Below are 22343 nucleotides of genomic sequence, written 5' to 3'. Positions count from 1 at the left end.
GTGCGCAAAATCATGTCAATAGAAACAAATGAATATCAATTAGATTGTAGAGGAAGTGGACTTATGAGCCAGACGGCGTATCGCACACATCATGCCGTTGAAGTGACTGAAGAATTAGTCGGGCAAAAAGTAACCATCGCTGGTTGGGTTGATCGTCGCCGCGATCATGGTGGAGTTGCCTTTGTTGATGTCCGTGATAACACAGGCTTAGTGCAAGTTGTTATTTACGATGAAGAAACTGCACGACCATTGCGTAGTGAATTCGTTGTGCAAGTGACCGGCGAAGTTCGCTTGCGCCCAGATGGCAACGAAAACGATCATTTAGCAACCGGTAAAATTGAGATTGTTGCAGAAACTGTTACTATTCTCGCAAAGTCAGACGCTTTGCCATTCCAGGTTTCAACAGCTTTGGAAAACGAGTCCGAGAACAAGCTTCCAAGCGAAGATGTTCGTTTGAAGTATCGTTACCTTGATTTGCGTCGCCCATCTATGCAGCGCAATTTGAAGCTTCGCTCTGATATGGCTAAGGCTGCCCGCCATGCTTTGGAAGACATGAACTTTACTGAAGTTGAAACACCAACTTTCATTAAGTCAACTCCTGAAGGTGCTCGCGACTTCGTTGTTCCAGCACGATTGGTTCCAGGCTCTTGGTACGCACTTCCACAGTCTCCTCAGCTTCTAAAGCAGTTGCTCATGGTTTCTGGCGTCGAACGCTACTATCAGCTTGCCCGTTGCTATCGCGACGAAGACTTCCGTGCAGATCGTCAGCCTGAGTTCACTCAGCTTGATATGGAAATGAGCTTTGCAAGCCAGGAAGATGTTATGGCTATGGCAGAGCGCGTTATTGCTGCTATTTGGAAGGAAGCTGGTCACGAGATTACTCTTCCTTTGTCTCGTATTACTTGGCAGGAAGCAATGGATAAGTATGGTTCCGATAAGCCTGATTTGCGTTTTGGAAACCCACTTATTGAGTTGACTGACTACTTTAAGAACACTCCATTCCGCGTGTTCCAAGCTTCATACGTTGGCGCTGTGCTCTTTAAGGGCGGTGCTGCAACTCCTCGTCGCCAATTTGACGCTTGGCAGGATTGGGCTAAGCAGCGTGGAGCTAAGGGATTGGCTTACGTTGTGTTTGGTGAAGATGGCGAGTTAAAGGGTCCTGTTGCTAAGAATCTTAGTGAAGAAGAGCGCGCAGGTCTTAAGGAAGCTGTTGGAGCAGAAGATGGCGATGCAGTGTTCTTCGCAGCAGGTTCTCGCGAGTCTTCGCAGCTTTTGCTCGGCGCAGTGCGCGTTGAACTTGCTAGCCGCGCAGGATTGCTTCACCCAGATGAGTTTGCTTTCACTTGGGTTGTTGACTTCCCACTATTTAAGCGCACTGATGATCCAGATGATGACGACGTCGCCGTTGGCCACTCAAAGTGGACTTCTATGCACCATCCGTTTACAATGCCATCTGCTGATTGGATTGATAAGTTTGATAAAGATCCAGAGCACGCTATGAGCGATTCTTACGATATCGTGTGCAACGGTAATGAAATGGGCGGCGGATCCGTTCGTATCCACCGCGACGATATTCAAGATCGTGTGCTTAATGTTCTTGGAATCGATAAGGCTGAAGCTGACGAAAAGTTCGGCTTCTTGCTTGAAGCTTTCAAGTATGGTGCTCCACCTCACGCCGGTATTGCTTTGGGTTGGGATCGTACTGCTGCAATTTTGGCAGGCGCAAGCTCAATCCGCGACGTAATTGCATTCCCTAAGGCTGGCGGCGGTCGAGATCCTCTAACCGGCGCTCCTGCTCCGATTTCTGACGAGCAGCGTGCTGAAACTGGCGTTGATTACGATCCAGAAGAAAACGAGTAAATAGAAATACTTGTAAAAAATATTATTGATAAGCCGTTGATTGTTGATTTTATAATCACAATCAACGGCTTTTTTGTAACGTAAGAGTTACAAAACGTAACGATAGTGATAAATAGCTGTAACACAGATTAGCTAAACTTCTTGTTATGGATAAGCAAGTATCAAAGTCAAATCCAAACGCCGAGGATATGACTAATCGCACTATTTCAGTGCAAAAAGCGGCAAATCCCCTCGTAGAACTAAGTCATGTCGAAAAGCATTATGGAAAACTTCATGTGCTAAAAGACATCAATCTGACTGTTAACAAAGGCGAAGTACTAGTTATTATCGGTCCATCTGGTTCTGGTAAATCGACAATGTGTCGCACAATTAACCGTCTCGAAACTATTGATTCAGGTGACATACGTATTGACGGTGAGCCACTTCCTCAAGAAGGAAAAGAACTTGCAGCTTTGCGAGCAGAAGTTGGTATGGTATTCCAGTCCTTTAATCTTTTCGCTAACAAGACTATTTTGGAAAATGTTACTCTTGCTCCAATGAAAGTGCGCCATATGGATCAGCAAAGTGCTGAATCTCTTGCTATGGAATTGCTCACTCGAGTCGGAGTTGATAATCAAGCAAACAAAATGCCTTCACAACTTTCCGGCGGCCAGCAGCAGCGTGTTGCAATTGCTCGAGCTCTTGCTATGCAGCCAAAAGTTATGCTTTTTGACGAGCCTACATCTGCACTAGATCCGGAAATGGTTAATGAAGTTCTTGATGTCATGGTTGAGCTTGCAAAAGAAGGCATGACTATGATTTGTGTTACCCACGAAATGGGATTTGCACGCAAGGCAGCTGACAGAATTGTATTTATGGCAGATGGTCAAATTCTTGAACAAGGCACTCCTGAAGAATTCTTTGAACATCCAAAAACTGATCGTGCAAAAGATTTCCTTTCCAAGATTCTTACGCATTAATCTGCTTTTTTGTTTTATCTTTCAGTAAAAATTCTGAAACTTTAAAACAGTTCTTACGAAGGGAAAAGATATGAAAATATTACAAAATCGCATTTTTCGTGCGATACTAGCGATGCTTTGTACCGTATGCTGCGTTATGCCGCTTACAGCTTGCGATCGTAGCGATGGTAAAAAAGTCATACGCATTGGTATTAAATTCGATCAGCCTGGTATGGGTTTCAAAAAATCAGGAACTTACGTTGGATTCGACGTTGATGTTGCTAAGTACGTTGCCAAAAAGCTCGGCTATTCAGAAGATCAAATCGTATGGAAAGAATCACCATCTAAACAGCGTGAAACAATGCTTCAAAACGGTGATGTAGATATGATTGTTGCAACATATTCCATTACTGACGCTCGCAAGAAAATGGTTTCGTTTGCAGGACCTTACTTTATTGCCGGTCAGGATTTGCTAATTCGAAAAGATGAGCATAAAGTAAGCGGTCCAAATGATTTGGACGGAAAGCGTTTATGCTCAGTTTCAGGCTCAACATCTGCAATTGCTATTAAGGAGCGTTACTCTTCAAAAGTACAGCTTATGCAACAGCCTGGTTATGCAGAATGTGCAACTGCATTATTCTCAGGAATTGTAGATGCTGTAACTACCGACGACATTATTCTTGCTGGTTTAGCAACCGCTTCTCGAGGTCGTTTAAAGCTTGTAAACAAGCCATTTACCGCAGAATATTACGGAATTGGCATTAAAAAAGGAAATACAGGCTTAGCTAAGAAAATTAATGCAGCCTTAAAAGACATGATTCGTAACGGATCATGGAAAAGAGCTCTAGACGACAATTTACGAGGCACTGGCTTTAAGCCGAACGCAAAGTATAATCCGCCAATTCCTCAAGAAGGAGAGAAGTAATATGCAAGATTTTATGCAGCTATTTACCTCCTACAATATTCCAGGAGCATTCTTGGTTAATATTGAAATAACTTTATGGAGTGTACTTTTTTCATCAATTATTGGCGTAATTCTTGTTACTATGCGCATTTGCCCTGTTTCATCATTACGCATGATTGCTACAGTTTATGTTGAATTGTTTAAAAACATGCCACTTACCATCATTATGGTTTTCATGGTTTTAGGCGTTTACGCTCAGCTTAAGATAGGATTCTCCTCAATTTTTGAAGTGAATTTCTTCTGGCTGGCAGTTGCTGGATTGTCGCTTTATACTGCAGCATTTGTTTGCGAATCTTTGAGATCTGGTCTTAATACCGTACCTGTTGGTCAAGCAGAAGCTTGCCGCGCCCTTGGATTAAATTTCTTCCAATCTGCAACACAAGTAATTCTTCCACAAACTTTCTGCGGTTCAGTAGCACCATTAGGTAATACATTTATTGCTTTGCTTAAAAATTCTACAGTTGCTGCTGCAGCATCAGTTGCCACTGAGACTTCAACAATGATGAGCGAAATGATTGAGAAACATGCAGATTTGATTGTTCCAATCTTCTTAATTTTCGCTTGCGGATACATTATGCTCATCATTCCTATCGGCATTTTGACTACTTATTTGTCAAATAAACTTGCTGTGAGAAGGTGATAACAATGGCTAAACAACGTGAACAATCATTATTATTCGATACTCCAGGTCCAAAAGCTCTTAAGAAAATTCGCATAGCTAATATTATTGCCGGTTGCATTTTTGTTATTTGCATTATTGCTATTCTCGTTCGTTTGAGCAATCCTCCAGAGGGAGAAAACCAACTTTCTTGGACGCTTTGGAATCCTGCACTCGAATCTGAGGCCTGGGTTGATTTTTATCTTCCTGGATTATGGATGACACTAAAAGCATCGTTACTTGCAGTAGTTGGTTCTATTGTATTTGGCTTATTCTTCGGACTTTGCCGTTTACTACCTAATTTTATTATTCGTAGTATTTCCGCAATAGTAGTAGAATTTTGCCGCGCAGTACCAGTATTGATGCTTATGATTTTCTTGTGGAGAGCATTCGCACTTTCTGGTATGAAAGAATCATCATACTGGGCTGTTGTTTTGGCACTGATTATGTATAACGGTTCTGTTGTTGCAGAACTTGTTAGATCAGGTGTTGGCAACTTGCCAAACGGTCAAAGAGAAGCTTCACTTGCATTAGGATTGAGCGAGTACCAATCATTGACACAAATTGAAATGCCTCAGGCAATTATTGCTATGATGCCTGCAGCAGTAACTCAGCTTGTAGTTGTTTTGAAGGATACTGCACTTGGTTCAATTATTATGTACACTGATTTGCTTCAGGAATCGCGCAGACTCGGATCAATGTACTTTAATATTTTGCAAACATTAAGCGTTGCAGCAGTAATATATTTCCTTATTTGCTTGGCATTGTCTTGGTTTGCACAATGGTTGCCATCGCACTTGAAGAATCGAACTGCCGCTCCAACAGAACCAGAGCCTGTTGCTCCAATTGCTATTATGGATCCTTCTAATGTGAACCAAATGGCAGTTGCTAGCGAAGTTAAAGAGCTTCCTTATGGCGGTACTCCACGTAAGTATCACGTACATCATCGCGGTACGAACGCTTCTATTCACCATTGGCGCCACACTCGTTACTTGCAAGGCTACGACGAGCATCATCTAAAAACTGGCGATGAACCGGAAGAAAATGATGACAACAATGCAGAAAATAACTAAATTTCATATTTAGTGGTGTTTAGTAGCAAATTTTCTCATAAGCGCAGTCGGTATTTATTATTGGCTGCGCTTATTATTTTCTATCTTGCAATTTCTAACTTTGGTAGAATCATAATAGTATTTCAAAATAACCGTTAAAAGCAATATTTGCGCAGCAACGCACAAATCGCTAAACTATTAAGGTCACATGCATACGAGGAGGCTTTTACATGGATGACGCGTTTGAGTTGTCCGCTGCAAAGATGCGCGAACAAGGCATGAGCGAAATTGCTATTGAACAATTTAAACACTTATATAATGCTTGGAATTTAGATAAATCAGGGGATAAGTCTGCGGAGTTTATTCGCGAGAGCACGGTTGAGCCTATTAAAAGCGTTCCAACTTTCCACGAAATTTACGAAACTATTGATCACGACAAAGCTGTTAACGCATTCGCAAAAACTGCTTTTATTAAATTAAATGGCGGTTTGGGAACATCTATGGGCTTGTCTTGCGCAAAATCTTTACTACCAGTTCGTAGGCATAAAGCTCGCCAAATGCGCTTTATTGATATTATTATTGGACAAGTTCTTACAGCTCGTCAGCGATTAGGAGTTAATCTTCCGCTTATTTTCATGAATTCTTTCCGCACGTCTCATGATACTTTGCAAGTACTAAAACGCAATCGCAAGTTTGTGCAAGACAATATTCCTGTAGAAATTATTCAACATCAAGAACCAAAATTAGCAGAGGAAACTGGAGAACCGGTTTCTCACAAGGAAGATCGATCTCTTGAATGGTGTCCTCCAGGTCACGGCGATATTTTTTCAACTCTGTGGGAATCTGATTTATTGCATACTCTTAAAGAAAATGGAATTGAGTATTTGTTTATTTCAAATTCTGACAATTTAGGTGCTAGACCGTCGCGCACTCTTGCTCAACATTTTGAAAATACTGGCGCACCTATCATGATTGAGGTTGCGAAGCGAACTCAAGCAGATCGTAAGGGCGGTCACATTGTTAGGGACGCGAAAACAGGAAGACTAATGCTACGAGAAATGACACAGGTTCATCCTGAGGATCGTAGAAGCGCACAAAGCATTAAAAAACATCCATACTTCAACACAAATAATATTTGGGTTCGTGTAGATGCTCTAGAAAAAAAGTTAAAAGAGCACAAAGGGATTTTGCCTTTGCCTGTTATTTTTAATCACAAAACTGTTGACCCAACTGACGAAAGCAGCACTCCGGTAGTGCAATTGGAAACAGCAATGGGAGCAATAGCTTCACTTTTCGATGACGCAATTTGCGTAGAAGTTGATCGCATGCGTTTCTTGCCTGTTAAAACAACCAATGACTTATTTATTATGCGATCAGATAGATTCCATCTTACTGATTCATATGAAATGGAAGATGGTAACTATATATTTCCTGATATTGATTTGGATCCACGTTATTACAAAAACATCAATGATTTCAACGAAAGATTCCCATATTCTGTTCCAGCTTTAGCTGCTGCAAAATCAGTAACTATTAGGGGAGATTGGACATTTGGAAACCAAGTTTCAATGTTTGCTGACGCTGTTTTAGAAGATACAGGAGAACCAAGTTATGTGCCAAATGGAGAATTCGTGGGACCGCAAGGAATTGAACCAGACTCTTGGGTTTAAAGCAGATTTCTTGCAAATATGCGATTTTTATTGATAGTAAATAAAATTATCTATAAAAAATTATATGGCGTGTCGCGAAAAAATGGCGTAATTTCAACGTTGTTGATGTTCGTGTGAATAAAAAATATATAATTATTAGAAGTTTTTTAAAAAAATGTCCACACGTACCGCAAAACACCATTAAAATAGAAAAGGTGTGCGCAATATTGCAACACAAGTTTTGCTGCATTTCGTAGTCGCTTGTATGCAAGGCGCATAAGTAAATTGATACAAACATGATACGTGAGGACTAATGGTAGAAGGAAGCAACGGAAGGCGACGTTTTTCCGACAAATGGGGCAAACACGAGTTAGATGTACTCGCTGTATTGTCTTCCGCATTCCCGCAATGGCTGACTTCGCGTCAAATTGCACAGCGCGTAAAGGCATATGCAGATTCATACGGTGAGCTTGCAGATCAAGCAGCTAAAGCAGCATTCGCAAAACAGTTCCAGCGAGATCGCGCAAAGCTTGCTGCTATGGGTATTGCAATAGAGTCTAGGCAGCCAGAATATTCTTCGAAGTCCGAAGGTCAAGACTTTGCGTCTTATCGTTTGCAATTAGGCGATGAGCCTCGCGTACGTTTACGTTTCGACCAATCTGAATTACCAGTTTTAGCTGCAGCAAATTATCTTGCTCGTTCAATGTCTATTTCTTCTCTTGATTCAGGTCAACACGAGCAACAGCGCACTTCTCGCACTGCTCCTAGAGTTCCACAAACTCCTATTCCTGGCTTAGGATTAGATTCAATCGCACCTGGTCTTGGAACACAAATGCTACCTGATTCATTGGTAAAAGTTATTGATTCTCGCAGATTTGCCGCAACTGTGGATGTCGATGGTGAACATTTAAACGTTGCTTATACTGATGCTGACGATTTAGCGATGTTTGTACTAGAACATCCTGGATCTAGCGTAGTAAGCCCTCAAGAAGCAGTTGATGCTTTCCATCGCCGTTTGCACGCAGCAGTTAATTTTGCTCAATATGACGAAAATGAGCAAAAAGATGAAGAAGGTGCTATACAAGAAGCGCAAAATATTGAAGAACAAAATAGCAACACTGATAAATCGCATACCAAAAAAGGCTCTTCATTCCAAACTGGAAGTGAAGTAGATCGTAGGCTTCGATTGATGCTTTTCTTGTCTGCTCATCTTGGAGAGGAATTCCCATTAGACGAGCTTGCTGAGCGTTTTATTGGTAGACCAAAAAGCGATGATGAACTTCGTCGATTTGTTACAATTCTTCACAAGGATATAAATACTCTTACTACTGTTTCTGACGATGGGGAAATGGCCGGAAGCCAATTCTTTGATATAGATTGGACTCTTCTTGAGAACGAGGGAATTGTTTCTGCTACTAACTCTTTAGGATTGGAAAGACTTGCTGGAATTTCACAGCAATATTTGAGCATGCTTACTGCGTCTGCTAATTATTTGGCGCATTCCTTGCTTTTGCCTATTGAACAGCGCACACAAGCTGAATCCTTGTATAAGCGTCTTCGCCGTCATGTTCTTCCTGGTCAAACTCCATGGCTGAGTTTAACAGGTTACGAAATTGAGCCTCGAAATTGTTCTATTGTTCGCAGTGCTATTAACTCTGGATCTTTACTAGATATGGAATACACTGACGGGGCAGGACGTATTCGTCGCAAGATTGTTGCACCGTCGAAGATTTACGTTGATGAAGGCGTTTACTATGTTGCAGTATGGACTGATGTAGAGCAGCAAACACCAGAAGATAAACGTGAATTTGTTGCTAAAGATACGACAATTAATAAAGCGAATGGATTGCCTCGCATTTGGCAAGTTCTTCGCGTAGCACGTATTGAACGTGCAGAAGTTGTAGAGCCTGTATCTCAAGTTAAAATTCCAGATGTGCCAGTTAGTGAACTTCGCAAGTGGAGCTTTGATAACGGAACTGAAACTTGCTTCATTACCGATGAAACAGAATTGAACTTTTTGAAGAATCTTTCTGGAGCCACTATGGAAACTTGTGGCAGCGGAGTAAAAGTCCATCTTACTGTTTCTTCTGATTCATGGTTCGTTGCTTTTTGCATTGCTCACGCACGTCATATTACAGCTGTTGCTCCTGAAACATTGCGCAGTATGATTATTGCTCGCGCTCAACGTGAATTAAGCGTTAATCACGCTGATAATGCGAATACAGAGGAATAACAATGCCTTGGTGGATTTGGCTACTCATAACAGTTTTTATGCTGATAATGGTAGCGCTAGGAGTTGTTATTGTCATTTTAAGCGCAATAAAAATAGCTAAGGTCTGTTTTGGTATTTCCGAAGACGTTTCTTCTAGATTTGAACGTTTGCACGAACCAAATAAAGAAGATAATGAAAATCCTCGAGATCCATTATTTACACTTCCTATTAAAGATGCAACGAATCGATATGAGCGAACGCACACAAAAGTTATTGAGCGTCATCAAAAAATTCGCGAAAATCACCGTAAAATATGGCAGCATTGGGATAAAAAATCTCTTCGCGAAGAAGACATTCAGCTATAGCATATAAGAAAGCGACTAATACTTTTTATGTCTCATTTATCACAGAAAAAAGACTGCAAAAATAAATCAGGCAATCCAACTGACTGCAATGAGAATGATGTAGTATTATCTCCTTCACAACGTTTCGCAGCTTTTAAAAATATAATGAAGCACGAGCACTCGATGGCATCTAAATTTGAGCGTTCTTTGTCTTTTGAACTTGATGATTTTCAACTTGAAGCTATTGATGCACTAGAAAATGGCAATAATGTTTTAGTTGCTGCTCCTACTGGAGCTGGTAAAACTGTTGTTGCGGATTTTGCTGTATTTCTTGCGCAAAATCGCAATGTAAAAGCTTTTTACACAACACCTATTAAAGCTTTAAGTAATCAAAAATATCACGATTTCTGCGAACTGTACGGCTCAGACAGAGTAGGGTTATTAACTGGCGATACTTCTGTAAATCCTGAAGCAGACATTGTTGTAATGACTACTGAAGTTTTAAGAAATATGCTTTACGAGCATTCGATTACGTTGCAATCTTTAGGTTTTGTCGTTCTTGACGAAATTCATTATCTTGCAGATAAATTCCGCGGAGCTGTGTGGGAGGAAGTTATTATTCACCTTCCGAAATCGGTGAAAATTATTGGGTTGTCTGCAACTGTTTCAAATGTTGAAGATTTTTCTGCATGGCTAGAATCAGTGCGTGGAGAAACTCATTTGGTTGTCGACGAACACAGACCTGTGCCTTTAGAAAGACATGTTGTTATTCAAGAGGATTCTGCAACTGAGCCTGAGTTACTCGATTTATACGACCATGACAATAATGGAAACGTAACTAAGCGCGTTAACCCTGCATTGACTAGGAAACTTAATGAATTCGAGTACCGAGCTCGTCGCCGTAAAGAATCTTACAGCGATAGCAAATACCGTTACAGAAAAGGTAAGAAACACAGAGTTAACGGGGGAGTTGCACAGTTAGATAAATGCGCGAAACGACATACTCCTCGCCGCTGGGCTGTTATTGACGAATTAGATTACCTAGGAATGCTGCCAGGAATTTATTTTATCTTCTCTCGTTCCGGATGCGATCAAGCTGTTCAACAATGTTTAAACGCAGGATTAATACTTACCTCTGATGAAGAAATGTACGAAATACGTAAAATTGTCGACAGTATGGTTGCAAATCAACTTTCTAAAGAAGATTTACACGCTTTAAGCTTTGAACGTTTTCGTTTTGCTCTCGAACAAGGATTTGCAGCACATCATGCCGGTATGATTGCATTATTCCGTCACATTGTTGAAACACTATTTGAACGCGGACTTATTAAAGTTGTTTTTGCAACAGAAACACTTGCTTTAGGCTTAAATATGCCAGCTCGAAGCGTTGTTGTAGAAAAGCTAGTAAAATTTGACGGCACTGGGCATGTACCTCTTACGCCTGGAGAATTTACGCAACTTACAGGTCGTGCTGGAAGACGTGGAATTGACGATATTGGTTACGCAATTCTTGTAGATCATGCTGATTTCGTCCCTCAACAAGCTGCAGCACTTTCTAGTAAACGCGTATACCCGCTACATTCCAGCTTCGTTCCTACGTTTAATATGGCAGTTAATTTGCTGAACTCAAGCGATGCAGACACTGCTAGAACAACACTAGATTGTTCTTTTGCTCAATGGGAAGCTAATGCTTCTGCTGAACGTTTACATAATCGCATGAACGAACTTGAAACAGCTCTTAAAGGCTATGAAGAAGCATTCCACTGCGAACATGGAGATTTTGCTGAATTCTTACAATTACGCATGAAGCTTAAAGAAGCTCAACACGATCAACGCCGTAAACTTAAACATACTTTATTCCGCACAGATGCAGAACGCACAGCAGCGTTTAAAGCGTTGGATGATGTTATTGCAAATCTTAGAGAAGCTGAGCGAACGCATCCGTGTGCAGGTTGTGCAGATATTCAACAACATTTGCGTTGGGGCTACCATTGGATTAGAGAACATAAGGAACTTGATCAAGTACGTGAACGCTACGAATCTCGTACTGGTTCTGTTGCTAGAACTTTTGACCATATTTGTGACGTATTGTACAGTTTGGATTATTTACAATCTGAAGATTCTTCACAAAACCAAATTTTGCACCTTACTGAGCGCGGTCAATTGTTAAGAAGGTTGTATAACGAACTAGACATTGTATTTGCTGAAGCTATTTGCGAGGGAATTTTTAATGATCTTTCGCCGCTTGAATTATTATCGTGCTTGTCTGCATTAGTTTATGAATCTAGAGGACCTGCAGGGGGAGAACCTAGACGATATCCAGGCGGCAAGGATGGCGCGATATTTAATACAGTATTGCGAATGAAAGAATTATTTATGCGTACTAGCGCATTATGCGCAGACGCTCATTTGCCAGCGTTAAGACCGCTTGAATTTGGTGCTGTAGATATTATGTACGATTGGGCTAATGGTGCTGATCTAGCTGAAATTTTGCGCAATACCGACAGCACTGGAGGAGATTTCGTGCGTCAAACTAAACGTCTTATTGATTTACTTACTCAACTTTTTGCAACAGGAGAATATTTACAAGCTATAGATGGCGTAGATAAAAATCTTGCTTCATGCGCTTATGAAGCTGCAAAACTATTAAACCGTGGAGTTGTAGCATACTCAGATGTATAAGTATGAGCATATACAAATAAAATGCATGTATTTTGTATATATAAATCGTTTTTATATATATAGTCCGTGCAATTCGGTAATTTTATAAAGTACTACACAAGGAGATACTATGGCAGAACGCAGTTTACGCGGTATGAGCATTGGTGCGAAATCATTGGAATCTGACGATAATGTAGATTTCGCTGCACGAAATGATGTTGTGTATGTGTGCCCAAAGGGGCATCGCACGATTCTTCCTTTTGCTCAAGGCGCAGAAATTCCTGAAGAGTGGGAATGCCGCTGCGGCACGATTGCACATCGCGAAGGCGACGATGATCGCCCAGATGATGATTTCAACAAGCCGTCTAGGACGCATTGGGATATGCTGCTTGAACGTCGTAGTGAAGAAGAATTAAAAACTTTACTAGACAAGCGTCTAAAAATGCATCATGAGGGCTGGATTCCTGACTATGAGTGAATTCTCAGTGTCTTCAGGATGTACTAGTCGTCACATTATTCTGCTTGATCTTGATGGCACATTAACAAAGTCAGATGCTGGTATTATTACTTGCGCAAAGCTTGCATTGAAAGAGTTGAAACAGCCTATTCCGGACGATGCTGAAATGCACCGTTTTATAGGTCCTTCAATTTTAGAATCTCTTCAACGCAATAATGTGCCTGAATCGCTGCTAGCAAAGGGACTTGCTACGTATCGCAAGTATTATTCTGAAGTAGCAACTTTTGATGATCCTAATAATCCTGGTACAAAAATTTCAGGATGCCTACTTAACAAAGTATACGATGGAATACTTGAGCAACTCACAAAACTTCGTGAAGCTGGATATTATTTAGCAACCGCATCTTGCAAGCCAGAATATCAAGTAAAGCCTATTTGCGATTATTTTGGTTTAACGAAGTATCTTGACGGAATTTATGGCGCGAGTAAAGATATGTCGCGTATTAGCAAAACTCAAGTTATTCGTTATGTTTTTGATGAGATTGATTACAATCCAGAAAAAGGCGACAGAGCTTTGATGGTTGGCGACCGTTGGACTGATGCTGATGGAGCAAAAGATTGCGGCTTGGATTGCTTGGGATGCGCATGGGGTTATGCTGAGCCTGGAGAGCTTGAAGCACACGGATCTTACAGAATTATTGATAGCGTAAGCGAATTAAGCACTGCAATTTGCGAATATTTCGCTTAATCTAATCAGAATTTTTGTCGTAACGGCTTTTTCTTTACACGTGCGTAAAGTTTCGGTCGGATTTTAGTGAGAAAACGACAGTTTCTTTACAACGCTGCACAGTTTCTGCCGGTTGAGCTTATTATTTGACTAGATTTACTTGATATTTATCCGATAATGTACGTTATGTCAAATTAGAGATAATAATCAAACGCAACCAACAAAGTCTCACACTACTATCAAATAATATCCCTACGATATACTTCTTGCTAAATAATCTAAGACTTGCAACTTCGGTACGCACAAAATAGCATTGCAAAAATATTAGCAAAAATAAGCGCGATAATAATCGCATATGACGCAATCAGCGTTGATCTCATTAATAACCAATAATCATCACAAACAAATCCAAAATCGCGAACAATATGCAAAAGCATGTATGCAAGCATTGCGCAAGGAAGCCCACAACAATGCGTAATAACAATACTCCAAGGCATTAAACCAATAGAACTTCTCTTATCACTATTGCTAATACTATTTGATTTCAAATAAGCATTTTTTCGAAATTTTACTAAAAAACGTACGCAAGCAAATAAACTATATAAAAACAATGATACTGAAGCAAACCAGCAAATAACAGCGATAATAACAACTACGAACATGCCATTATCCCCACGTTTCCTGAACAAGACTCCATGAGTTTGAAGATGTATGAGAAGTAGGTTTTGAACAAGATTTGCGAGTAGACTTACTACTTTTTTCTTCAACTTGCGTAGCATCAACAGAATTTTCAGAAGATAAGTCCTCTTCCACTCTAGAAACAATGCGACCAACAGCAATAGCAAATACTGCTAAACCAGAAGCAAGCATACGACGCATATTATCTTGATTCTCATCGCACTCTTGAACAGATTGACCATCACAAATAATAGTCATACTTCTCAAACGTTCTTCTGAGTATCGATTAAGAAAAATAATAGCCGTAGTAACATTAACTAAATTAACACCAGCATCAAGCAGCCTTTTAGCTACAGCCATAATCGCAATATCTTTAAAAGAATACAAACGACGAGAACCAGAACCGCTAGATGCATGAATTGAAGGCTCTATAATGCTTTTACGAGCCCAATAATCGAGTTGCCGGTAAGTAATACCGGCAACCTTCATAGCGACACTACCACGGTATCCTGAAGCGTGATCAGCAGACAAGGAAAAGTTAAAAAGCTCCCCCTGTACTGCATTAATCACATTATCGGACTGTGACTGCGTCATGTGCGAAAAATACCAGTCTGAATTTGCCAATCATAATTTCATCGCCATTATGCAGCACTGATTCATCAACACGTTCACGATTTACATACGTACCGTTTAGGCTTCCAGAATCTGAAATGCTAAACACGCCATTATGGCGCTTAAACACTGCATGCGCACGCGAAACGGTAGAATCGTCTAACAAAATATCAGCATGCGAATCACGTCCAACTGTTACTAAATCTTCATCGAGAAGATAGCGAGAACCAGACACTGCTCCCCTAGTTGAAATCAACAACGCAGTACCAGGAAGTAATTTCGCTATAGTATCAAAATCATCCTGCTGCATAGGACGATCTGAAGTTGTATTCATTGGAATATGAATAGCTGGCATACCAATAATAGTGGTTTCGCCAGCTGTAGGAATCGGTTCAGTCATACTTGCTATTCTACCTTGTTACTCGACTGGTTTTGCATATTCGTACTGTTTTGGTTCGCGTGTCGAAGTAATTTCTACTTCATCAGGCACTGAAACCATTACAGAAGAACCAAATTTAATTTTTAAACGCGACCCAACACCGCCTGCAATATTAACAGCATTTTGCAAATTCTGAGGGTCACCAATTGCTTTCACAATATAAGGAGGATCAATTATAATATTGTCGCATATAAGACCATGTTTAGTTTGCGAAATATAGCTTGAAGTAACTATTCTTACATCGTTAATAGACATAACTTCTACGCCAGCATTTCGCAATTCCTCTATTAGCTGAAACATCGTAGCGGCATCAATATTCTCTTTTTCACCTGCAGTAATGTGAACTACAATACCTTTACCTACTGCCGGCAGACGTCCAGAAATAAGACCATTTGCTTGAGCATTCTGCTGAGCAATACGACGAGCTTCATCTTGTTTATCTACTGCTTCACGCAACGAATTAAGCTGACCTGTTAATTCACTTTTTCGGCTTTCCAAACTCTGAATTTGAGAATGAGTTTCTGTAATAAGACGAGTCAATTCTTCTTCGCTCATTGTTTCATACAAAAGTGAGTTGCTACGATTAACTTGAATCATGTACGCAAAACCTAATAAAGCGCAGAGCAACATCATTAAAAAACCCGTAAATATACGCGCTCGAGTAACGTGACCGCTTAGTGAAGATTTTACTTTACGATGAACTGCTGGGAAAGATCCAGTTTGAGTTTCATCACTTTCACGATCATGCGATTTTTGACGACGCATTTTATGAAGAATATCATCATCTTGTGGAGAATGAGAAAACATTGAAACCATATGCTAACTCCTGAAGATGAAACGACGAATTGCAGAAACGTTAGAGAAAATACGAATTCCTAAAACAACGATAACTGCAGTTTGTAATTGCGCACCTACGCCAAGCTGATTTCCAAGCAAAACAAGCAACGTAGCTGCTATAACATTTGAGAAGAATGAAATAACAAAAACTTTATCCGAAAAGTTTCTTTCAAAATATGCACGTGCAGCACCAAGCAACGCATCTAGTGCTGCAACGACCATAATAGGTAAATAAGGTTGAATGACAATAGGAATATCTGGATGAACAACAACTCCAATTAATACTCCCAAAATTAATCCAAAAATCGCTGCCATGCTTATCTCCTAATTCTCTCATTGGCAAAACTAATATCGCCTGTGTTTGCTGCACTGAGTCGTATAACTCTCGAAGGTGAAACCTGTGGATTAATGCCTGCATTAACTAAAGATGCGTACCATTTCATGCGTTTCATATCATTACATTGTTTAATTAAATCATCAGAATCGCCAATAACTTCAATAACATATGGACTTTGAGTTTGATTAACTCCAATAAGAATAGTTTGACCAGCAACACGAATAGAAGTTTGCGCTCCAAGTCTATGCCCGTTAACAGAAATAGCTTCAGCACCTGCTTCCCACAATAATGACACAAATTGTTGAATATCACGATCTGTAACTAATCGCATTCTTGCGCCATTACTTTCGCGAGGTAAAGAACCGCTATTCACATCGCTCGAAGCAGAAATAGGATTAGCAATAGTCAAAGTAATCCCAGAACCTTCTACAGCATGAGTGCCATTAACCATATCATCTGATTTACTAACTTCATCCTCTTCAGGCGTAGTAATTTTTTGCGACTCATGATCTACGTTATTTCTCAATGACGTTACTTCTTCTACAAGCTTATCGAAACGAGACGTATAGCCAGACAACTCATTAGCTAATGAAGAACGTATTGCTTTTCTAGGATCAGTGTGCAATTTGCGAACAAACTGGCTCCCAACAGTACCAATAGAAACACACAATAAAAATACTATAGCTCTAGTGAACCACAGATTAAACGGTTTAACAGGTTGTTTACTTAATCTTGCATCCATAAACATTGGATCAACTGGACGATTAGTTAAATCATCAATAAGACGCAAAGCATAATCGTCAATATAACGTCTACGATCATGATTGTGAGCAAAACCACTGGAAGACATTACAACATGATGCGTTGAAATACCAGTAAATGAGTGCGAAAATAATGCCCTACGCCTAGTCAGCGACATCCCATCAGGAGCAGCAAAAGACATTGGCATAGTGCTTTTATGAGACGTATGTTTTACATCTAAATCTTTGATACTATCTTTTAAACTAACAAATTCATCTTGCTTAGTCATATGTGCGTACACGCCTTATTTAGTTTTTGTTGACTTAGCAAGTAACAAATAAGCTTGCATATAGTAAAGCAGACCAGCATACCAATATAGAGCAATACCCCACACTCCACATGCAAGTGCAGCAGCATAAAGTACGAGCATAGACTCAGTAGGTACAGCATAAACAATCATTAAAGAAACAATTGAAAGCATAAGAAGTGCTGTGCCAGCTTTACCTACAAAGTTAACAGGCAAAGGACCATAATCTCTTTGCGCAAGTACTATTACAAGTATAGCCATAATAGCATCACGCAATACTACTAATAAAAGTGCCCACCAAGGGATAATCATTGCAACAGCTAAAGCTAACGTACTGCAAAAAATTAATAGACGATCAGCTATAGGATCAAGAATTTGACCCAACTTACTAACTTGATTCAAAGTACGAGCAATATAACCATCAAGACAATCAGAAAACGCAGATATTGCTAAAACAATAAGAGCAAAAGTCATCTGTTGCTGTGTAATAAGCCAAGCAATATAGGGAATTGAACATATGCGCAAAAAACTGATTAGATTAGGTATTGTCAAAACTCGATTCATTGCTTCAGGACTATATTCCTGATTAATAACGAACTTAGTCATAATATCTTCCTCATACGAAATCACACAATTAATCAGCATATATTCGCATCAAAAAAACTCGCTTGTTGTGCAATACTTAATATGTTGGGGACATATTTCATGCCCCCAACATACATCTAATATTTATTCACGCCAAGCAGCTTTTGCAGTATTGCGAATAGCTTCAATCGCTTCTTTAGGACTTTCTGCTCCATAAACTGCAGAACCTGCAACAAGCACATCAGCACCAGCTTCAGCAACTATTGCTGCAGTTGAAGGGCTAACTCCTCCATCAACCTGAATATGAGTATTGAGACCACGACGAGTAATTTCGTCACGTAAACGGCGAACCTTATTCATTTGATTAGCTAAGAACTTCTGTCCACCGAAACCAGGCTCAACAGTCATAATAAGAACCATATCGAATTCATCAAGAATATCGAAAATAGGTTCAACTGGTTCCGCAGGGCGCACAGCAAAGCAAGCTTTACAACCCATATCGCGAAGCTGACGAGCTAATCTCACTGGAGCATGAGTAGCACCCATATGAAAACTCACAGAAGCAGCTCCAAGTCTAGCATATTCTGGAGCCCAACGATCTGGATCCTCAATCATCAAATGTACGTCAACTGGAAGTTTAGTAACCTCACAAATTCGCTTAACAATTGGTTCACCCAAAGTCAAGTTAGGTACAAAGTGATGATCCATTACATCGACATGAACAAGATCCGCATTAGATATTGCATCGAGGTCACGCTCAAGATTGCAAAAATCTGCGGAAAGAATGCTAGGTGCTATTTGTATATTCATGTGTACTATTCTAGAAAATGCAAGCGACTAGTTTTATAAAAACAAGATTTTCAAAATTGCTTTTTCAAATACTTGAATCTTACTTACTAGAAGTGTTCTGAGACTCACGTTCTCTTTCGTCTGAAGTTATATCTATAAGTCGTTCAACAAGAGACTCACGAGTACTAGTACTCTTTTGCAGCAAAGCAAAAACAATAGTTGCACACATGAATACGATAATAGAAACCCAAACATTAATGCGCACACCTAAGAAAACATGTGAAAAATCAATTCGCAATGCCTCAATCCACACGCGTCCAATTGTGTACCACATAACATAAAGTGCGAATACGGAACCGGCTTTTAACTTCTTAGCTATAACTTTGCCAAAATAAATAAGCAATGCAGCACCGATGAAATTCCAAATCATCTCATATAAAAATGTTGGATGAAATAATGTGCCTTCTGGGCACGTTAACCCATCATAACATCTTTCACTATGACCTATTGCTTGAGTAGTATCATAATTTAACTTCAAACCCCACGGCAAGTTAGTAGGAGCTCCGTAAAGTTCTTGATTAAACCAATTCCCCAATCTTCCTATACCTTGAGCAATAAGCACAGCAGGAGCTGCACAATCAGCTAGTAATCCAATAGGATATTTACGATACTTGCATAATACACAAGCAGCCAATGCGCCTAAGAATATACCGCCCCAAATTCCTAGACCACCATTCCAAATTCTAAAAATTTCTAAAAAATCACAATTAGAGCCAAAAAACTTTTCTGGAGTTGTAATAACGTGATACAAACGCGCGCCAATTATTCCAGCAGGAAGACTGACTAAAACAAGATCAAGTATCTGGTTAAAATCTCCTCCAAGACGCTTCCATCGACGCGTAGTAATCCACATTGCAATCAAAATACCGGCAAGAATACTAAGAGCGTAAAACTTTATGTTTACAAAGCCAAGAGAAAATTGCGAAATACTTGGCGACGGAATAAAACAGACTGTCATGGCGTCGATATTAGTCTAAGCCCACGATTGCGACAGATAAATTCAGAAATGAGCAAGTTGCAAAAGCACAAGCAGCACAGGACCGCACAGCAAAATAGAATCTACTCGGTCAAGAACACCACCATGACCTTTTAGCAAATGTCCCATGTCTTTAATACCAATATCTCTTTTAAGCATAGAAGCACACAAGTCACCGAATGTGCCAATAATTCCAGAAGAAATACCCATGACTAATGGCATCCACCAGAAATTGAACCAAGAGGAACCATAAAAACCTGCAATAATTGCATATGCTCCTATAATTGCAAAAAGCATTGAGCCTATTAAGCCTTCTACAGACTTCTTAGGAGAGATTCGCGGAGAAAGCTTATGTTTGCCCAACCATGCACCAGCAAATAATCCGCCAGTGTCACTTAATGCAGGTAAAAATACCAAAAGCATAGCGTGAGCAACTGCGTATTTTGTATTTGTAAGAGCTAATACGATGCAAGAAGCTAAAAGTGGAATGTACAACACCACGAATAGCGAAACAGACGTATTCGTAAATAAAGTATGTTCGTATGATGAGCGGTTAGAACCATCGAGCTTTTTTTCTACAGCTTGCATCGTTCTATCTGAAATAGTACTGCTAAGAGTCGCACAAATTACTGTAAGAAGCAAAGATGCAGTAATTCCACTAGCCATAGCAACAGCATGCCATTTTGCATAGTATGTTGCAAAAATAGTTACAAGCGAACATATTGATAACGTCACGAAAGGAATACGCAAACCGAGAGTTGCAAAATCAACATGTAATTCCCACAATGCCAGAACCATAAAAATGGCCATAAGCACGATAAAGACATCAATGCTAATAATTAAGCAAGAAACAATTGCAACAACTAGTATTGCGGCGGTAGCAACTGCCTGAGGCATATTCCTGCCTGTGCGACGATTAATATCACTTAAAGTTTCATGGGTGCCATGTGTAGCAGTATCTGCTTTGTCAGAAGACAATCCTACTTCTGATGCAGTTTTTTCAGCATTTGCTTTACTGACTTCATTGACAAAATTATGCTGTTTTATTTGACTCATACGGCACCCATTCAGTTTGAAACTACAAAAATCTCAGACTTCCATAATTTCTTTTTGCTTACCTTCAAGCAAAACGTCTAAAGAATCAGTAACTTGCTTAGTTACTTTATCAAGCTCTTTTTGTAAACGATCACCTTCATCTTCGCCAAGTTCACCATCTTTAACAGACTTGTCAATAGATTCCTTAGCTTTGCGGCGAATATTGCGAACTGCAACTTTGCCTTCTTCTGCTTTATTCTTAGCAAGCTTGACGTATTCCTTGCGACGTTCTTCCGTGAGCTCTGGCATAGTAACACGAATAACATTGCCATCACGATTAGGGCTTACACCTAAATCAGAATCGCGAATAGCCTTTTCAACAGCATTCGCTTGAGAAGCGTCAAAAGGCGTAACTGAAAGAGTTCTAGGCTCTGGAACACCAATAGATGCAACAGCTTTAATTGGAGTTGGAGCACCATAATAATCAACCATAATTCCGTTTAGCAAAGCAGGATTAGCACGACCGGTGCGAATACCCATAAAATTCTCTTTAGTAGCTTCAACAGACTTATTCATCTGTTCACGGGCTTGATCAATTATTGCTGACATGTGTTCTCCTTTATAATATTTAAGCAAATGTTGGCTCTGCATTAGACACTAATGTGCCAATAGATTCTCCAACAAGAGCACTAGTTACGTTACCTTCGCCCTCAAGACCAAACACACGAATTTTTTGATTATTATCGCGAGCCATAGAAAGCGCAGACGCATCCATAACAGCTAAACCATCAACGATAGCGCGCTTGTAGTTTAATGTTAGGAACTTACGAGCAGTAGAATCTTTACGAGGATCAGCACTATATACGCCATCCACACCATTCTTGCCCATAAGAACTTCATCGCAATGAATTTCCAATGAACGTTGAATAGAAACAGTATCAGTAGAAAAATATGGCATTCCGGCACCAGCACCAAAAATAACCACACGACCCTTTTCAAGGTGACGAATTGCTTTCAACGGAATATAAGGTTCTGCAACCTGACCCATTGTAATAGCAGTTTGTACGCGAGTTGCTTGCCCTGCTTGCTCAAGAAAATCCTGAAGAGCCAAGCAGTTCATTACAGTGCCCAACATACCCATATAATCGCCACGGCTACGATCAATACCTGCTTGCTGCAGTTCTGCTCCCCTAAAGAAGTTACCGCCGCCGACAACAATAGCAACCTGAACGCCTTGATTCACTGCAGCTACTATTTCGCCAGCAATCCTACGAATGACATGAGTATCAATACCAACAGCACCACCACCGAATGCTTCTCCAGAAAGCTTTAATAAAACCCTACGGGACTTTCCTTCATCCGTTTGTGCAATAGCCATACAGATTCCTCCAGTCATAACGGCGAATGAGGTATATCTTTGTCAGT

Annotated in this window: 22 protein-coding genes; 11 read left to right on the top strand and 11 right to left on the bottom strand. The window is 40.1% G+C overall.

Annotated features, from left to right (window positions below; all coding sequences use genetic code 11):
• Window positions 1–63 precede the first annotated feature (63 nt).
• The 11 genes from aspS to HXT32_RS02665 all read left to right on the top strand — a co-directional run bounded on the left by aspS (window position 64) and on the right by HXT32_RS02665 (window position 13543).
• Window positions 64–1860 (top strand): aspartate--tRNA ligase, encoded by a 1797-nt coding sequence (gene aspS / locus HXT32_RS02715; protein WP_116994708.1) that lies wholly within the window; start codon window positions 64–66, stop codon window positions 1858–1860.
• A 146-nt stretch (window positions 1861–2006) separates the two neighbouring features.
• Window positions 2007–2819, top strand: coding sequence for an amino acid ABC transporter ATP-binding protein (locus HXT32_RS02710; RefSeq protein ID WP_012914189.1), 813 nt, complete (start codon window positions 2007–2009; stop codon window positions 2817–2819).
• Window positions 2820–2889: 70 nt separating this feature from the next.
• Window positions 2890–3723 (top strand): glutamate ABC transporter substrate-binding protein, encoded by an 834-nt coding sequence (locus HXT32_RS02705; RefSeq protein WP_102155150.1) that lies wholly within the window; start codon window positions 2890–2892, stop codon window positions 3721–3723.
• Between the two features lies 1 nt (window position 3724).
• On the top strand, window positions 3725–4402 hold the full coding sequence (locus tag HXT32_RS02700) for an ABC transporter permease subunit (protein ID WP_004108938.1): 678 nt from the start codon (window positions 3725–3727) through the stop codon (window positions 4400–4402).
• 5 nt (window positions 4403–4407) lie between these two features.
• The gene (locus HXT32_RS02695; RefSeq protein ID WP_064621584.1) at window positions 4408–5493 is read left to right on the top strand and encodes an amino acid ABC transporter permease; all 1086 of its coding nucleotides are present in this window, start codon (window positions 4408–4410) and stop codon (window positions 5491–5493) included.
• A 209-nt stretch (window positions 5494–5702) separates the two neighbouring features.
• On the top strand, window positions 5703–7142 hold the full coding sequence (locus HXT32_RS02690) for a UTP--glucose-1-phosphate uridylyltransferase (protein WP_064621583.1): 1440 nt from the start codon (window positions 5703–5705) through the stop codon (window positions 7140–7142).
• A 292-nt stretch (window positions 7143–7434) separates the two neighbouring features.
• Complete coding sequence (locus tag HXT32_RS02685; protein ID WP_004108930.1) at window positions 7435–9354, top strand: helix-turn-helix transcriptional regulator; 1920 nt, start codon at window positions 7435–7437, stop codon at window positions 9352–9354.
• A 2-nt stretch (window positions 9355–9356) separates the two neighbouring features.
• On the top strand, window positions 9357–9698 hold the full coding sequence (locus tag HXT32_RS02680) for a hypothetical protein (protein WP_064622067.1): 342 nt from the start codon (window positions 9357–9359) through the stop codon (window positions 9696–9698).
• Window positions 9699–9725: 27 nt separating this feature from the next.
• A complete protein-coding gene (locus HXT32_RS02675; protein WP_285089210.1) occupies window positions 9726–12359 on the top strand; it encodes a DEAD/DEAH box helicase in 2634 nt (877 codons plus the stop codon).
• A gap of 109 nt (window positions 12360–12468) precedes the next feature.
• On the top strand, window positions 12469–12816 hold the full coding sequence (locus HXT32_RS02670) for an RNA polymerase-binding protein RbpA (RefSeq protein ID WP_004106625.1): 348 nt from the start codon (window positions 12469–12471) through the stop codon (window positions 12814–12816).
• Window positions 12809–13543: an HAD hydrolase-like protein gene (locus HXT32_RS02665; RefSeq protein WP_050770710.1), complete on the top strand. Its 735-nt coding sequence runs from the start codon at window positions 12809–12811 to the stop codon at window positions 13541–13543. The genes HXT32_RS02670 and HXT32_RS02665 overlap by 8 nt, the downstream gene beginning before the upstream one ends.
• A gap of 645 nt (window positions 13544–14188) precedes the next feature.
• Here the strand turns inward: HXT32_RS02665 and HXT32_RS02660 are convergent.
• The 11 genes from HXT32_RS02660 to pyrH all read right to left on the bottom strand — a co-directional run bounded on the left by HXT32_RS02660 (window position 14189) and on the right by pyrH (window position 22296).
• Window positions 14189–14794, bottom strand: coding sequence for a MerR family transcriptional regulator (locus tag HXT32_RS02660; protein ID WP_102703127.1), 606 nt, complete (start codon window positions 14792–14794; stop codon window positions 14189–14191).
• Entirely contained in the window at window positions 14772–15212 is a 441-nt protein-coding gene (locus HXT32_RS02655; RefSeq protein ID WP_004108920.1) for an FHA domain-containing protein, read from the bottom strand. The genes HXT32_RS02660 and HXT32_RS02655 overlap by 23 nt, the downstream gene beginning before the upstream one ends.
• 18 nt (window positions 15213–15230) lie before the next feature.
• Window positions 15231–16067: a DUF881 domain-containing protein gene (locus HXT32_RS02650; protein WP_004108919.1), complete on the bottom strand. Its 837-nt coding sequence runs from the start codon at window positions 16065–16067 to the stop codon at window positions 15231–15233.
• A gap of 3 nt (window positions 16068–16070) precedes the next feature.
• Window positions 16071–16403 carry a small basic family protein gene (locus HXT32_RS02645; protein WP_004106615.1) on the bottom strand — a complete coding sequence of 111 codons (333 nt, stop codon included), beginning with the start codon at window positions 16401–16403 and terminating at the stop codon, window positions 16071–16073.
• 2 nt (window positions 16404–16405) lie between these two features.
• The gene (locus HXT32_RS02640) at window positions 16406–17455 is read right to left on the bottom strand and encodes a DUF881 domain-containing protein (protein ID WP_081378935.1); all 1050 of its coding nucleotides are present in this window, start codon (window positions 17453–17455) and stop codon (window positions 16406–16408) included.
• A gap of 15 nt (window positions 17456–17470) precedes the next feature.
• A complete protein-coding gene (locus tag HXT32_RS02635) occupies window positions 17471–18079 on the bottom strand; it encodes a CDP-alcohol phosphatidyltransferase family protein (RefSeq protein WP_033888436.1) in 609 nt (202 codons plus the stop codon).
• Window positions 18080–18202: 123 nt separating this feature from the next.
• On the bottom strand, window positions 18203–18868 hold the full coding sequence (gene rpe, locus HXT32_RS02630; protein ID WP_004108916.1) for a ribulose-phosphate 3-epimerase: 666 nt from the start codon (window positions 18866–18868) through the stop codon (window positions 18203–18205).
• A gap of 79 nt (window positions 18869–18947) precedes the next feature.
• Entirely contained in the window at window positions 18948–19865 is a 918-nt protein-coding gene (gene lgt / locus HXT32_RS02625; protein ID WP_415693006.1) for a prolipoprotein diacylglyceryl transferase, read from the bottom strand.
• Window positions 19866–19907: 42 nt separating this feature from the next.
• Window positions 19908–20939: a phosphatidate cytidylyltransferase gene (locus HXT32_RS02620; RefSeq protein WP_004108908.1), complete on the bottom strand. Its 1032-nt coding sequence runs from the start codon at window positions 20937–20939 to the stop codon at window positions 19908–19910.
• Between the two features lie 33 nt (window positions 20940–20972).
• On the bottom strand, window positions 20973–21527 hold the full coding sequence (gene frr / locus HXT32_RS02615) for a ribosome recycling factor (protein ID WP_004106603.1): 555 nt from the start codon (window positions 21525–21527) through the stop codon (window positions 20973–20975).
• A 19-nt stretch (window positions 21528–21546) separates the two neighbouring features.
• Window positions 21547–22296 carry a UMP kinase gene (gene pyrH, locus HXT32_RS02610; protein ID WP_004108906.1) on the bottom strand — a complete coding sequence of 250 codons (750 nt, stop codon included), beginning with the start codon at window positions 22294–22296 and terminating at the stop codon, window positions 21547–21549.
• Between the last annotated feature and the right edge of the window lie 47 nt (window positions 22297–22343).

Source organism: Gardnerella sp. DNF00747 (genome assembly GCF_049262675.1).
GTDB lineage: Bacteria > Actinomycetota > Actinomycetes > Actinomycetales > Bifidobacteriaceae > Bifidobacterium > Bifidobacterium swidsinskii.
This window is presented reverse-complemented; position numbering and strand designations above follow the sequence as displayed.